Here is a 13,649-nt window from a genome sequence, read left to right as displayed (position 1 = left end):
GCGACAGCGGCTCCGCCGCGGTGCGCCGCACCCCCACCAGCGGCCCGACCGCCGTCCGGCGGGCGGGCACCGACGACTGGCGGATCCGCTCGCTGGGACCGCCGGACGCGATCGAGGGGTACGCCGACAAGGTCAGCGTCCGGCCCGGTGAGCCCGTGGGGCTGTACGTGTCGACGACCGCGCCCGGCTTCCGCGTCGCCGCCTACCGGGTCGGCTGGTACGGCGGGTCGCAGGCCACACGGGTGTGGACGTCGGCGCGGACGGCGGGGCACCGCCAGCCGGGGCCCAGGACGTCCGAGTCCACCAGGACCGTGACGGCGGGCTGGGAGCGCGGCCTCGACGTCCCCACCGACGGCTGGCCCGAGGGCGCCTATCTGCTGCTGCTCACCTCCGACGACGGCCACCAGCGGTATGTCCCGCTCGTGGTCCGCTCGGCCGTGGCCGCGGGCCGGACCCTGATCATGCACGCGCCCGCGACCTGGCAGGCGTACAACGACTGGGGCGGCTACAGCCTCTACAACGGCCGGGACGGCAGCTACGGACACCGGTCGCTCGCCGTGTCGTTCGACCGGCCGTACGCGAAGAACGGCGCCGAGAAGTTCCTGGTGTACGAGCGCGCCCTGGTGGTCCTCGCCGAGCGGCTCGGGCTGCCGCTGGCGTACACGACGGGGATCGACGTCCACCGCGACCCCGGGGTGCTGCGCGGCGCGACCACGGCCGTGGCGCTCGGCCACGACGAGTACTGGACGCCGGAGCAGCGCGCGCATGTCACGGCGGCGCGTGACGCGGGCACCAATCTGGTCTTCCTCGGCGCGAACACCTGCTTCCGGCGGGTCCGCCTCGAAGCCGCCCAGGGCGGCGAACCGCGCACCGTGGTCTGCTACAAGACCGATTACCGGAGCGACCCCGGCCTCGCGCGCGACCCGGCGAAGCCGACCAACGACTTCCGCGCCCGGCCCGCCCCCGACCCCGAGTCCTCGCTGACCGGCGTCATCTACGAGGGGTATCCGACCGACGCCCCGTACGTGGTGGAGAGCGCGGACCACTGGCTCTTCGCGGGCACCGGCGCCGCGCGGGGCGACCGCTTCGCGCATCTGGTCGGCGTCGAGTACGACCGGGTGGACCCCGGCTGTCCGACCCCGGCGCCGATCGAGGTCGTCGCCCACTCGCCGCTGGTGTGCGACGGCCGCGCCAGCCACTCGGACTCGGCGTACTACACGGTGCCCGGCGGCGCGGGCGTCTTCGCCACCGGCACGATGCGCTGGGTCGAGGGGCTGATGGCGGGCACCGGTCTGATGGGCCGCGACCACGGCATGGACGAGCGCACCCGGACGTTCGTCACCAAGGTCACGGAGAATCTGCTGACCGGCTTCGCCGCGGGGCGGGCCGCCGCTTCCCGGCCCGCCCCGCGGGCGAACGTGAGCCGGCTGTACGGGACCTGAGGCGGGCTCCGCGGGACCGCGCCGCGCGGGGCGCGGGCGGGGACCCGGTACGCAGCGCCGTGGTCACCACGCGGCCCGCGACGGCGAGGAAGGCGAGCCCGGCCAGCGGGTAGCAGGCCGCGAGGAGCATCTGGGCGGGGTTCTCGTGCAGTTCGGGGCGTCCCCGGCCGTGCGGGAGGGCCCAGAGCGCGTACGAGCAGAACACCAGGACGGCCGCCGCCGCGCCCCAGGCCCACCGGCGGTCGTGGCGGCGTACCCCCTCGGCGACGAGCAGCACGGTCATGGGCACCGCCCACACCCAGTGGTGGGTCCACGACACCGGGCTGACCAGCAGGGCCGTCACACCGCAGGAGACCGCGGCCCAGGCGGCGGCGAACGGCAGCCGGTCCCCGGCCGTGAGCGCGCCCACCGCGACGGCCAGTCCCGCGAGGGCGACGGCGAGCGCGACGCAGAGCCAGAGCGCGCCGGGGTCGCCGGTGTGCGTGAGGCGGGCCAGGACGCCGCGCAGCGACTGGTTGGCGACCTCCTCGGCGTAACCGGCGCGGTCGGGCGAGAAGACGTCCTGGGTCCAGTAGCGGACCGAGTCGTGCGGGAGGGCCAGCGCGGCGACGCCGACGGTGGCCGCGAAGGTCCCGGCCGCGACCGACGCGCGGCGCGGATACGGTGTGCCGCGCCCGCGGGTGGTGAAGGCGGCCAGGGCGAGCAGCGCGACGAACAGCACCGGGGTGAGCTTGATGCCCGCGGCGACGCCGATGCCGACCCCCGCCCACCTGCGGTCGGCCCGGCAGGTGAGGTCGGCCAGCACCAGCACGGCGAGCAGCAGATTGACCTGCCCGTAGCGCAGGGTCGCCCAGACCGGCTCGCACCACACCACCAGCGCGGTCAGGAGCAGCGCGGACGCCACGGTCGGCCGCCGCTCGACCAGCCGCAGCGACAGGGCGGCGAAGGCCACCGCGAGCAGCAGATTCGCCACGGTCGCGGCGGTGCGCATGGCGCCCACGTCCAGCCAGGTCAGCGGGACGAACAGCAGTCCCGCGAACGGCGGATACGTCATCGGCAGTCCGTCGGCGCGCATCGAGTACAGGTCGCCGCCGGTGCGTACCGTCCAGCCCGCCGCCCGGTAGACCATCACGTCGATCATCGAGACCCGCACCAGGCGCTGCACCAGCCACACGCCCGCGACGGACAGCAGGCACCACCCGGCGGCCACGGCGGCCCGAGCGGGGGAAAGCGACTCACGCCACCCGCGGCTGCGCGCGGCGGCGGACATCGGTTCTTGCATGGCGACACCCTCACGGCAGCGGACCGGGCGCCGGCGACGAGCACCTGCGGGTCACACTCGCGCAACCGCCGCCGCGCCGCCACCTCGGTACGCCATCCGGCGGAGCGCGCCGAACAGCGGGAAAGCCGGGCTCAGCGGGGCTACGGCACCTGGAGGCGGGCGGCGACCGGGAGATGGTCGCTGCCGGTCTTCGGCAGGGTCCAGGACGCCTTGGGCTCGATGCCCTTGACCATGATCTGGTCGATCCTGGCCATCGGGAAGGACGCGGGCCAGCTGAAGCCGAAGCCGTTGCCCGCCGCGCCCTGCGTGGAGCGCATCTGTGAGGTGACCGAGGCCAGCGCCCGGTCGTTCATGGTGCCGTTGAGGTCGCCGAGCAGCACCACGCTGTGCAGGTTCTCGCCCGCGATGGCCTGGCCGAGCGCGTCCGCCGCGTTGTCGCGCTGTCCCGCGGTGAACCCGGCGTTGAACTTCACCCGCACGGACGGCAGATGCGCCACGTACACCGCGACCTGGCCGTCCGGGGTCTTCACCGCGGCCCGCATGGCGCGGGTCCACCCCATCTTGATGTCCACCGTGCGCACCCCGGACAGCGGGTACCTGCTCCACAGCCCGACCGTGCCCTGCACCGAGTGGTACGGGTAGGCGGCGGCGAGGTCGCGGGCGTAGCGGGGCGCCTGGCTCTCGGCCAGTTCCTCCAGGGCGACGATGTCGGCGCCGGCCGCGATGACGTCCTTGGCGGTGCCGTCGGGGTCCGGGTTGTCGGCGTTCACATTGTGGGTGAGCACCGTCAGATCGCCGCCGGAGGACGACTTGTCGGTGACCAGGCCGCCGAAGAGGTTGAGCCAGATCAGCGACGGCAGCAGCAGGGCGATCAGCGCGGTCGTGGAGCGCCGCAGCACGGCGGCCACCAGCAGCACCGGCACGGCCAGACCGATCCAGGGCAGGAAGGTCTCCAGCAGACTGCCGAGGTTGCCGATCCGGTTGGGCAGGTCGGCGTGCACGAGCAGCAGGACGGCCACGAGGACGGCGACGACGGCGAGAAGGATGCCGCGCCGCCACATGCCGTCGGGCTGCCACCAGTGACGGAACCGGGCGCGGGCTCCGGAGGCGTTCCTGGGCGGCATGGGGCTGCCGTCCGTGGTCGCGTCCGTGCCGCTCTGCGCCTGGGTCATGAGGGTCCTCACTGCCTTGCCGGGTGCTCTGCCGACCTTAGGGGATCGTCATGAGAACCGACGGACAGCGGGGTGCGGCGGGTTCCTTCACCCACCGCATCGGCGGCACCTGTGACACGACGGGGACACGGAGGACATATGCGTGGGGGCGCGGTCGACATCCCCGCGCCCCCGTGTGCTCCCGTACGCCTCGCCCGCTGCTCAGCCGCTGGTCAGCCGCTGGTCAGCCGCTGGTCAGCCGCGTGGACGCATCCCGTCGAGCAGCAGATCGACCAGCCGTTCGGTGAGGTCGGGCGACAGTTCGGCGTCCGGCCGCAGCGTGGCGCGGGCCAGCAGCGGGCCGGTCACGAAGTCCACCAGCAACTCCACGTTCTCGCCCAGCTCCGGCCGGATGTCGCCGTTCGCCATGCCGCGCCGCAGCAGGCCGGCCAGCGCCTCGCGCCGGGTGGCGATGACCGTGTCGTGGTAGCACCGCCACAGCTCCGGGCTGCTGTGCGCCTCGGTCAGCATCGTCCGCATCAGCGCGGACTCCCGCTTGGCGACACCGCGGCGCCGTATCGACTCGACCGCGACGATCAGGTCGTCACGGAATGACGTGCCGGGCAGTTCCGGCAGCGGCTGCGAGTCGACCGTGGCGAGCACGTCGATCAGCAGCGCCTCCTTGCCCGGCCAGCGGCGGTAGACCGTGGCCTTGCCGACCCCGGCCTCCCGCGCGATGCCCTCCATCGACAGTTCGGCCAGTGAGCTGCCCGCGGCGATCAGCCGCAGCACGGTCTCGATGACCACGCCGTCGACGGCCGCGGAGCGCGGGCGACCGCGCCGCGCGGCCGACGTACTGGGAGGGTCGATCACTGTTCGGCACCCACCTTCTCCGGCTCCGCGGCGGCGTCGGGCGCCTGCGCGACCCGCTCCTTGGCGGGCAGGAAGACCAGGGTGACGACGGCGCCGACCAGGGCGACGGCGGCCGAGCACGCGGCGGTGATGTGCATGGCGTGGATGAAGGCGTCGTTCGCGGGCTGGATCAGCGACTGGCCCTTGGGGCCGAGCTTCTCCGCGATCCCGATGGTGGCCTGGATGGACTCCCCCGCCGAGTGCCGCGCGCCCGCGGGCAGGACGTCCAGGTGGTCGTCGATGCCGTTGCGGTAGACGGTGGACAGCACCGAGCCGAGGACCGCGACGCCGATCGCGCCGCCGACCTGCCGGAAGGTGTTGTTGACCGCGGACCCGGAGCCCGCCTTCTCGCGCGGCAGCGACGACATGATCATGACGGTGGCGGGCGGCATGACGTGCGCCATCGCCGTACCCATCAGGAAGAACAGCACTTCCAGCACCCAGATCGGCGTGGTCTCGCCGAGCAGCATGAAGCCGAAGAAGGAGATCGCGGTGAGGGTCAGGCCCGCGGTGCACACCGCGCGCGCCCCGAAGCGGTCGACCACCAGCCGGGCGCGCGGCGCGAAGACCATCTGCGCGGCGGCCAGCGGGAGCAGCAGCAGACCGGTCTTGAGCGGGCTGTAGCCGCGCACGGTCTGGGTGTAGAAGACGATGAAGAAGGTGACGCCCATCAGGGCGAAGAAGACCAGGCCGATGGCCGCGACGGAGGCGGAGAAGCGACGGTCCTTGAAGTAGCTGACGTCGAAGGCGGGGTGGTCGCTGCGCTTCTCGTAGAGCACGAAGGCGCCGAGGACGACGAGGCCGCCGACGATCGTGGCCCACGCCTCGGGCTTGGTGAAGTCGCCGAACTGGCCGCCCTTGATGATGCCGTAGATCAGCAGGACCAGGCCGACGATGGAGAGCACCACACCGACCGGGTCGAGGCGGCCGGGGCGCGGGTCGCGGGAGTCGGGCACCAGGATGAACATGGCGATGAGCGCGGCGATCACGATCGGCACGTTGATCAGGAAGACCGAGCCCCACCAGAAGTGTTCGAGCAGCGCGCCGCCGGTGATCGGGCCGATGGCGATGGCGAGGCCGACCACGCCGGTCCAGATGCCGATCGCCTTGGGCTGCTCCTTGCGCTCGAAGACGTTCATGATGATCGCCAGGGTGGCGGGCATGATGAAGGCGCCGCCGAGGCCCATCACCGCGCGGTAGCCGATCAGTTCGCCCGCGGAGCCGGAGAAGGCCGACAGCGCGGAGCCCGCGCCGAACACGACCATGCCGAAGAGCAGGACCTTCTTGCGGCCGAGGCGGTCGCCGAGCAGACCCGCGGTGAACAGCAGGCCCGCGAAGACCAGGGTGTAGGAGTTGATCGCCCATTCGAGCTGGCTCTGCGAGGCGCCGAGGCCGGTGGGTGAGGGCTGGGCGATGGTCTTCATCGCCACGTTGAGGATCGAGTTGTCCAGCACCACCACGAGGAGGCTGAACAGCAGCACGGTGAGAATCGCCCAGCGGCGGCGGTGGATCGCCTCCGGCACGTGGGACGGCGGGGCGGTTATCGAGTTGTCGGCCATGCGGGTCAGCCTAAGGTTCTTTTTCGATACGGTCCTGTCTCGTATCGTAAAGGTGCGGCAAAAACGTGCCCCCTCTTTCCGGACCGGGCGAGCCGTGCCAGCATGGAAGGGATCCGGGGACGCCGTCAGGGCGCCTCGAGATGACTGAAGGAGCCGTCACCATGACGCAGCTTTCGGCTGCCCGCGAGCAGGGCCGTGACTCCCGGGCCGACCAGGGCGCGACCGCGACCGGCACGCCCGGCGCCCGGCCCGCCGACCACCCCAAGGCGCTCTACGGGGGCACCGGCACCCGTCGTGTCACCGTCCGCGACCTGGCCCTGGCCAAGGAGCGCGGCGAGAAGTGGCCCATGCTCACCGCCTACGACGCGATGACCGCGTCGGTCTTCGACGAGGCCGGTATCCCGGTCATGCTGGTCGGCGACTCGATGGGCAACTGTCACCTCGGCTACGAGACCACCGTCCCCGTCACCATGGACGAGATGACGATCCTGGCCTCCGCCGTCGTACGCGGCACCAGCCGCGCGCTGATCGTCGGCGACCTGACCTTCGGCGCGTACCAGGAAGGTCCCGTGCAGGCCCTGCGCAGCGCCACCCGGCTGATCAAGGAGGCCGGGGTCGGCGCGGTCAAGCTGGAGGGCGGCGAGCGCTCCCTGGCCCAGACCGAGGCGATCGTCCGGGCCGGCATCCCGGTCATGGCGCACCTCGGCCTGACCCCGCAGTCCGTGAACACCATGGGTTACCGCGTCCAGGGCCGCGGCGACGAGGCCGCCCACCAGCTCGTCCGCGACGCCAAGGCCGCCCAGGAGGCCGGCGCCTTCGCCGTCGTCCTCGAACTCGTGCCCGCCGAGGTGGCGGCCGAGGTCACCCGCTCGCTCCAGATCCCCACCATCGGCATCGGGGCGGGCCCCGACACCGACGCCCAGGTGCTGGTCTGGACCGACATGGCCGGGCTCACCGGCGGCAAGGTGCCGCGCTTCACCAAGCAGTACGCCGATCTGCGCCGCGTGCTCGGCGACGCCGCCAAGTCCTTCGCCGAGGACGTCGTGGGCGGCGCCTTCCCCGCCGAGGAGCACACCTTCCACTGACCGCCCCGTCCCGCCCGCGCGGAGGGCGGCGCCCCGGATCTCCGGGTGCGCCGCCCTTCGCGCTTTTGTCCGGAACGGCATGAGTCATCCGGGCACGGCGTCCGTATACGGGAGGGGAGCGCCGCGGAACGGGAGGAGGTCGGCATGGGTCCCGGCACGGGCGAACTCGACCCACGGCAGCGGGTACGGCAGGATGCCGCCGTGGACGGACCACCTCCCGGCGCCCCCGGGCCGCCGCCGGAACCGACGCGACCGCCGGTGTCAGCTCCGGAGGAGGAGCTGATGCGGGCGCTGTACCGCGAGCACGCGGGCGCGCTCTACGCCTATGTGCTGCGGCTCGTCGCGGGCGACCGGTTCCTGGCCGAGGACATCGTGCAGGAGACGCTGCTGCGGGCCTGGAAGAGCGCGGCCAAGCTCGACCCGGCGGCCCGTTCACTGCGGCCCTGGCTGGTGACGGTGGCCCGGCGGATTGTGATCGACGGCCACCGCAGCCGCGGCTCCCGGCCGCCGGAGACCTCGCCCGCCGCGCTCGACCTGCTCCCCGCGAGGGACGAGCTGGAGCGCTCGCTGCGGCTGATGACCATCTCCGACGCCCTGCGGGACCTGTCGGACGCGCACCGCGAGGTGCTGGTCGAGACGTACTTCCGCGGCCGTACGGTCAACGAGGCGGCGGACGAGCTGGGACTGCCGCAGGGCACCGTACGGTCGCGGGTGTTCTACGCGCTGCGGGCCCTGCGGAACGCGCTGGAGGAGAGAGGGGTGACCACTTCATGACACCGCACGTCGACGTGGGCGCCTATCTGCTCGGGGCGCTGGACGAACCGGAGATGACCCGCTTCGAGGAGCACCTGGCCGAGTGCGAGAGCTGCGGCCGGGAGCTGGACGAGCTGAGCGGGCTGCTGCCGGTGCTCGACGAGATGCGCGAGGACGGTGTCGCCTTCGCCGAGCCGCCCGGCGGTGACGCGATGCTCGGGCGGCTGCTCGACCAGGTCACGCGCGAACGCGGGGCGCGCAAGCGGCGGCGGCTGGCCGCGGTGGCCGCCGTGGCGGTGCTGGTGGTCGGCGGCCCGCTGGTCGCGGTGCTGGCCGCCGACGGCGGCGGGCGCCCGGCCGCCGGGGCGTTCGCGTCCGACCAGCGCTCCGCGACCAACCCGCAGACCGGCGTCAGGGCGACCGTCGGCATCGCGGACAAGGGCTGGGGCAGCGTGGTGGACCTGCGGCTGACGGGCGTACGCGGCCCGCAGACGTGCAGCCTGGTCGCGGTCGCGCTGGACGGCGACGGCCAGACGGTGGCCACCTGGGCGGTGCCGGAGACCGGTTACGGCACGGACGCCCAGCCGCGACCGCTGACCGTGCACGGCGCCGCAGGACTGCACAAAGCCTCGATCAGCCGCTTCGAGATCCGGGCGGCGGACGGAACACTGCTGGTCAGCGTGCCGCTCTAGCGTTACCGACCGATCGGTGACCGCTCGCTGACAGGTCGGTGACAGGTCGCTGACACGCCACCGATACGGTCGGTCCCCGGCTGTCGGTGCGATATCGGCGCGGTGTCAGCGGCGCCCGCCATGGTGGTCGGCATGACGAAGCGACTGACTGACGGCGGCGGACACTCCGCCGTAGAGGTACGGGGTCTGGTCAAGCACTACGGTGAGACCAAGGCCCTCGACGGGGTGGACCTCGATGTCCGCCAGGGCACCGTACTCGGCGTGCTCGGCCCCAACGGAGCGGGCAAGACCACCCTGGTACGCGTGCTGTCCACGCTGGTCCAGCCCGACGCGGGCTCGGCGTGGGTCGCCGGATACGACGTACTCAAGCAGCCCCGGCAGCTCCGCCGGGTGATCGGCCTGACCGGCCAGTACGCCTCGGTGGACGAGAAGCTGTCCGGCCGGGAGAACCTGTACATGATCGGGCGGCTGCTCGACCTGTCCAGCAAGGACGCCAGGGCCCGCGCCAACGAGCTGCTGGAGCGTTTCTCGCTCACCGAGGCCGCCAAGCGCCCGGCCCAGGAGTACTCCGGCGGCATGCGCCGCCGCCTCGACCTGGCGGCCAGCATGATCGGCAACCCGGCGGTGCTCTACCTGGACGAGCCGACCACCGGCCTGGACCCCCGCACCCGTAACGAGGTGTGGGCCGAGGTGCAGCGGATGGTCTCCGAGGGCGCGACCGTCCTGCTCACCACCCAGTACATGGAGGAGGCCGAGCAGCTCGCCAACGAGCTGACGGTCATCGACCGCGGCCGGGTGATCGCCAACGGCCGGGTGGAGGAGCTGAAGGCGAAGGTCGGCGGGCGCACCCTGGTGATCCGGCCGAGCGAGCCCTCGATGGTGGCGGCGATGGCCGAGGCCATCTCCGGCGCCGGTCTCGACGGGGTGGCGGGGGCCACCGCCGACCGCGAGGGCGGCGTGGTGAGCGTGCCGATCCTCAGCGACGAGCAACTGACCGCCGTGGTCGGCCTGCTGGGCACCCGCGGCTTCTCCATCGCGCACATCGGCACCCACCTGCCCAGCCTGGACGAGGTCTTCCTCGCCATCACCGGCAAGAAGTCCGACGACGGCGCGGGCCAGCCCGAGCAGGACAACGCCCGGCCGGACGAGGACACCCGGATCGACGACAAGAACGAAGTGGAGGTCGCGGCATGAGCGCGGCTACGGCGACGGTCACCGCGCCCGCGAAGGCGGCGGCCACCGGCGAGGGACGGATCGGCCTGCGGGCCAACCTCCGGCACATCGGCGCGCTCGCGCGCCGCAACATGCTCCAGATCAAGCAGGACCCGGAGTCGATGTTCGACGCGGTCCTGATGCCCGTCATCTTCACCCTGCTGTTCGTGTACGTCTTCGGCGGCGCGGTGGCGGGCAAGGGCAACCAGCAGGAGTACGTGAACTACGTGATCCCCGGCCTGATGGCCATGATGGGCATGAACATCTCCATGGCCGTCGGCAGCGGGGTCAACGACGACTTCCGCAAGGGGGTCATGGACCGCTTCCGCACAATGCCGATCGCGCGGTCCTCGGTGCTCATCGCGAAGATCGTCGTCGAGATGGGCCGGATGATGATCGCCATCGCGATCCTGCTGGGCATGGGCTTCGCGCTCGGCCTGTCCATCCACACCGACGTGCTGCACCTGTTCGGGGCGATCGCCCTGTCGGCGGTGTTCGGCGCCTCCCTGATGTGGATCTTCATCCTGCTCGGCCTGGCCATGAAGACGCCCCAGGCGGTCCAGGGCGTCGCGATGCTGGTCCTGATGCCGCTTCAGTTCGGCAGCTCGATCTTCGCGCCGCCGACCACCATGCCCGGCTGGCTGGAGGGCTTCACCAAGGTCAACCCGCTGTCCAACCTGGCCGACGCGGCCCGCGGTCTGATCAACGGCGGCTCGGTCACCCACCCGGTGCTGATCACGCTGGCCTGGTCGGTCGGCATCACCGCGGTGACGATGCCGCTGGCGGTGGCGCGGTTCCGCAAGAAGACCTGACCCGGCCGCCGGGCCGCCCGGTACCGGTTCGCGTCAGTCCACCTCGCGTCAGCCCGCCTCGCGTCAGTCCACGTCACGCATGAGAGCGACGGCCTCCTCCACGGTGAGGCCGTCGCTCTCCGCGTGCGCGGCCTCGTATCCCGCGTCGGTCAGCACGTCCCGCAACCGGAGCTCCGCCCGCTCCATCTCCCGCCGCTCGGCCGGGGGCATCACGGCAGGACGCAGCCGGCCGTTGGCGTTCAGCAGGGCCACCGCCCTGCGGGCCCGGCGCACGGCCCGCTCCTGGTCGGCGCCGCCCGCGACGGCGAGCGAGGTCAGCAGCTCCACCACCGCGGGGGACAGCAGGATCGCCAGCCGCGGGGTGATGACGTCGGCCAGCGGGTGGCGGCTGAGTTCGGCGACGCCGTCCTCGACCATCCGCAGTCCGGTCTCCGGCTCGCCCGCCAGGCCGATCAGATACCCGCGCATGGCGTTCAGCAGGCCCTTGATGAAGGCGGGCACACCGCTGGCGCCGCGTACGGTCGCGTCGAGGGCGTCGTCGATCAGCTCCATGGCCTCGGCCAGCTTGCCGCGGCGGCTGAGCACGTTGGCGAGCAGGACCCGGCCGTAGAAGCCCGCGCCCTCACTGGCCGCCGCGTAGCTGTCGGCCTCCGCGACGCCCTCGCGCAGCAGCCGCTCCCCCTCCTCCTCCCGGCCCGCGTGGAACAGCGCCTCGCCCATCCGGACGGTGAGCACCGGTACGTGCTGGTGGGAGCCGATCTTGCGGGCCAGCGCGATGCCCTCGCGGCAGCATTGCGCGGCGCGCGCCCACTCACCGCCGTTGGAGGCGGCCTCGGCCTCGGCGGACAGCGTCTCCGCGGTGCCCCACTCGTCGCCGAGCCGCTGGAAGAGCCTGCGGCTCTCCGCGACGTCGGCCAGCGCGTCGGCGAGACGGTCGCTGATGTCGTTGTTGACCTTCGCGCGCAGTTGCAGCGAATACGCCAGCTCCCACTGCCGGTTGTGGGTGCGGCAGCTCTCCACGGTCTCGTCCATCAGCGCGCCCAGCCGGGTGAAGTCACCGGAGAAGAAGGCGCCGTAGGGCCGCAGGATGCCGGGGAAGCGGGCGGACTGCGGAAGATGCGGCGGGTAGGTCTCTATCAGCGCGCGGCCGATACGGGCCAGCTTCGGGTGCTCCCACCAGTCGGTCTCGCCCTCGAAGGACGCCATGTCCTCGATCCGCACCCAGCGCCTGGCCTCCAGCAGCCGCTCGCCCTCCAGCGGCGGCGGATCGTCCAGCGGACTGCGGTCCAGCGGTTCGAGGGCGGGCGGCGTCTCGAACGGGTCGGGACCCATCGCGGACACCGCCGCGGGCCAATGGCGGCGCTCCGACTGGTAGTTGCGGATCTCCCAGAACCAGCAGCAGCTCAGCACCAGCAGCAGCGCCTCCTGCTCGTCGCCGGTCTCCACCGCCCGGCGCAGCGCGGCCCGCAGATTCTCGTGCTCGCGCTCCAGCCGTTCCAGCCATACGAGTTGGCCCACGCCCTCCTCGCCCGCGCCCCGGTGCTGACCGCGCCCCGCGCCGCGCAGCATCGGATCGGCGGTGCGTACGTACTCCCTGAAGTACGTGAGGTGCCGCCGCTCGACGGCCGCGCGCTCGCCGGACTCCTCCAGCCGCTCGGTCGCGTACTCCGAGATCGTCTCCAGCATCCGGTGGCGTACGCCGTCGTCGGTGAGGTCGGCCAGCACGAGGGACTTGTCGACCAGGGAGGCGAGCAGGGCGGCGGCGTCGAGGGCGTCGATGCGGACGCCGTCCGCCGCTTCGCCGGGGTCGGTTGCGCCGGGGTCGGTTGCGCCGGGGTCCGGGCAGATCGCCTCGACGGCCTCCAGGGTCCAGCCGCCGCGGAAGACGGCCAGGCGGCGGAGCAGGACGCGTTCCGCAGGGTCCAGCAGGTCCCAGCTCCAGTCCACGACGGCGCGCAGCGTCTGCTGGCGGGGCAGCAGCGTACGGCTGCCGCCGGTCAGCAGCCGGAAGCGGTCGTCGAGGCGGTCGGCGAGCTGGCGCGGCGAGAGGCTGCGCAGCCGGGCCGCGGCCAGCTCGATGGCCAGCGGCAGCCCGTCTAGGCGGCGGCACAGCTCGGCGCAGGCCACCGGGTCCTCGTCCACCGAGAAGCCGGGCCTGGCCGCCGCGCCCCGGTCGGCGAGCAGCCGCAGCGCCGTCGGGTCCGGCAGCGGGTCCAGCGGCCGTACCAACTCGCCCGGTACGCCCAGGGGTTCGCGGCTGGTGGCAAGCACCGAGACGTCCGGGCAGTGCGCGAGGAGCTGTTCGGCCAGGGCCGCGGCGGCGCCGATCACGTGCTCGCAGTTGTCCAGCACCAGCAGCAGCTCGCGGCTCGCGCAGTAGTCGGCGAGCTGCCGCGCCGGGTCCTTGGCCTTGGTCTCGACGGACAGCGCGGCCTCGGTGGCGCTGCCGGAGTGCAGCAGCGTCTCGCGCAGCCCCAGCGAGCTGATCACGGCCTCGGGCACCGTCCGCGGATCGCTGACCGGCGCCAGTTCGACGTACCAGACTCCGTCCTTCCAGCGGGGCGCCACCAGGTCACCGGCCTCCTGCGACAGTCGCGTCTTGCCCGTACCGCCGGGTCCGGTGAGCGTGACGAGCCGGGCGCGCGACAAGTCGCCGCGCACCGCGGCCAGGTCGGCCTCGCGGCCGACGAAGCTGGTCAGCCGCGCGCGGGCGTTCCCGGGCACGGGCCGGGCCCCGCCCGTACCGGAT

At 72.7% G+C, this 13,649-nt stretch carries 11 protein-coding genes; 6 read left to right on the top strand and 5 right to left on the bottom strand.

From position 1 onward, the window contains the following. The first annotated feature begins 20 nt into the window (after positions 1–20). Entirely contained in the window at positions 21–1,442 is a 1,422-nt protein-coding gene (locus tag BGM09_RS07375; RefSeq protein ID WP_317452579.1) for a N,N-dimethylformamidase beta subunit family domain-containing protein, read from the top strand. Here BGM09_RS07375 and BGM09_RS07370 read toward each other — a convergent pair. From BGM09_RS07370 to BGM09_RS07355, 4 genes are all read right to left on the bottom strand, one after another. Then, on the bottom strand, positions 1,348–2,712 hold the full coding sequence (locus BGM09_RS07370) for a glycosyltransferase 87 family protein (RefSeq protein ID WP_223186465.1): 1,365 nt from the start codon (positions 2,710–2,712) through the stop codon (positions 1,348–1,350). The two genes, BGM09_RS07375 and BGM09_RS07370, sit on opposite strands and share 95 nt — an antisense overlap. 152 nt (positions 2,713–2,864) lie before the next feature. After that, positions 2,865–3,785, bottom strand: a complete 921-nt coding sequence (locus tag BGM09_RS07365) for an endonuclease/exonuclease/phosphatase family protein (RefSeq protein WP_411158271.1) — start codon at positions 3,783–3,785, stop codon at positions 2,865–2,867. Positions 3,786–4,130: 345 nt separating this feature from the next. Then, a complete protein-coding gene (locus tag BGM09_RS07360; RefSeq protein ID WP_188280629.1) occupies positions 4,131–4,748 on the bottom strand; it encodes a TetR/AcrR family transcriptional regulator in 618 nt (205 codons plus the stop codon). Further along, complete coding sequence (locus BGM09_RS07355) at positions 4,745–6,346, bottom strand: MFS transporter (protein ID WP_188280628.1); 1,602 nt, start codon at positions 6,344–6,346, stop codon at positions 4,745–4,747. Before BGM09_RS07355 ends, BGM09_RS07360 begins: the two co-directional genes overlap by 4 nt. Positions 6,347–6,507: 161 nt before the next feature. Between BGM09_RS07355 and panB the strand changes: the two genes are divergently transcribed. The 5 genes from panB (at position 6,508) to BGM09_RS07330 (ending at position 10,900) form a co-directional block, all read left to right on the top strand. Beyond that, the gene (panB, locus tag BGM09_RS07350) at positions 6,508–7,431 is read left to right on the top strand and encodes a 3-methyl-2-oxobutanoate hydroxymethyltransferase (protein WP_188280627.1); all 924 of its coding nucleotides are present in this window, start codon (positions 6,508–6,510) and stop codon (positions 7,429–7,431) included. A 144-nt stretch (positions 7,432–7,575) separates the two neighbouring features. After that, a complete protein-coding gene (locus tag BGM09_RS07345) occupies positions 7,576–8,205 on the top strand; it encodes a sigma-70 family RNA polymerase sigma factor (RefSeq protein ID WP_188280626.1) in 630 nt (209 codons plus the stop codon). Next, complete coding sequence (locus BGM09_RS07340; protein WP_188280625.1) at positions 8,202–8,876, top strand: zf-HC2 domain-containing protein; 675 nt, start codon at positions 8,202–8,204, stop codon at positions 8,874–8,876. The genes BGM09_RS07345 and BGM09_RS07340 overlap by 4 nt, the downstream gene beginning before the upstream one ends. 132 nt (positions 8,877–9,008) lie before the next feature. Continuing rightward, complete coding sequence (locus BGM09_RS07335; protein WP_188280624.1) at positions 9,009–10,070, top strand: ATP-binding cassette domain-containing protein; 1,062 nt, start codon at positions 9,009–9,011, stop codon at positions 10,068–10,070. Then, a complete protein-coding gene (locus BGM09_RS07330) occupies positions 10,067–10,900 on the top strand; it encodes an ABC transporter permease (protein WP_188280623.1) in 834 nt (277 codons plus the stop codon). Before BGM09_RS07335 ends, BGM09_RS07330 begins: the two co-directional genes overlap by 4 nt. Positions 10,901–10,963: 63 nt before the next feature. Here the strand turns inward: BGM09_RS07330 and BGM09_RS07325 are convergent. Next, on the bottom strand, positions 10,964–13,649 hold a 2,686-nt coding region (locus tag BGM09_RS07325; RefSeq protein WP_317452578.1), incomplete at its 5' end, for an ATP-binding protein.

It is taken from the genome of Streptomyces sp. CBMA29 (assembly GCF_014596445.1).
Taxonomy (GTDB): domain Bacteria; phylum Actinomycetota; class Actinomycetes; order Streptomycetales; family Streptomycetaceae; genus Actinacidiphila.
This window is presented reverse-complemented; position numbering and strand designations above follow the sequence as displayed.

What these genes read in the sequence shown, in the direction of transcription:
- BGM09_RS07330 (WP_188280623.1), top strand. Translation starts at nt 10,067, where the DNA reads ATGAGCGCGGCTACGGCGACGGTCACCGCGCCCGCGAAGGCGGCGGCC.
- BGM09_RS07355 (WP_188280628.1), bottom strand. Translation starts at nt 6,346, where the DNA reads ATGGCCGACAACTCGATAACCGCCCCGCCGTCCCACGTGCCGGAGGCG.
- BGM09_RS07335 (WP_188280624.1), top strand. Translation starts at nt 9,009, where the DNA reads ATGACGAAGCGACTGACTGACGGCGGCGGACACTCCGCCGTAGAGGTA.
- BGM09_RS07365 (WP_411158271.1), bottom strand. Translation starts at nt 3,785, where the DNA reads ATGTGGCGGCGCGGCATCCTTCTCGCCGTCGTCGCCGTCCTCGTGGCC.
- BGM09_RS07345 (WP_188280626.1), top strand. Translation starts at nt 7,576, where the DNA reads ATGGGTCCCGGCACGGGCGAACTCGACCCACGGCAGCGGGTACGGCAG.
- panB (WP_188280627.1), top strand. Translation starts at nt 6,508, where the DNA reads ATGACGCAGCTTTCGGCTGCCCGCGAGCAGGGCCGTGACTCCCGGGCC.
- BGM09_RS07370 (WP_223186465.1), bottom strand. Translation starts at nt 2,712, where the DNA reads ATGTCCGCCGCCGCGCGCAGCCGCGGGTGGCGTGAGTCGCTTTCCCCC.
- BGM09_RS07340 (WP_188280625.1), top strand. Translation starts at nt 8,202, where the DNA reads ATGACACCGCACGTCGACGTGGGCGCCTATCTGCTCGGGGCGCTGGAC.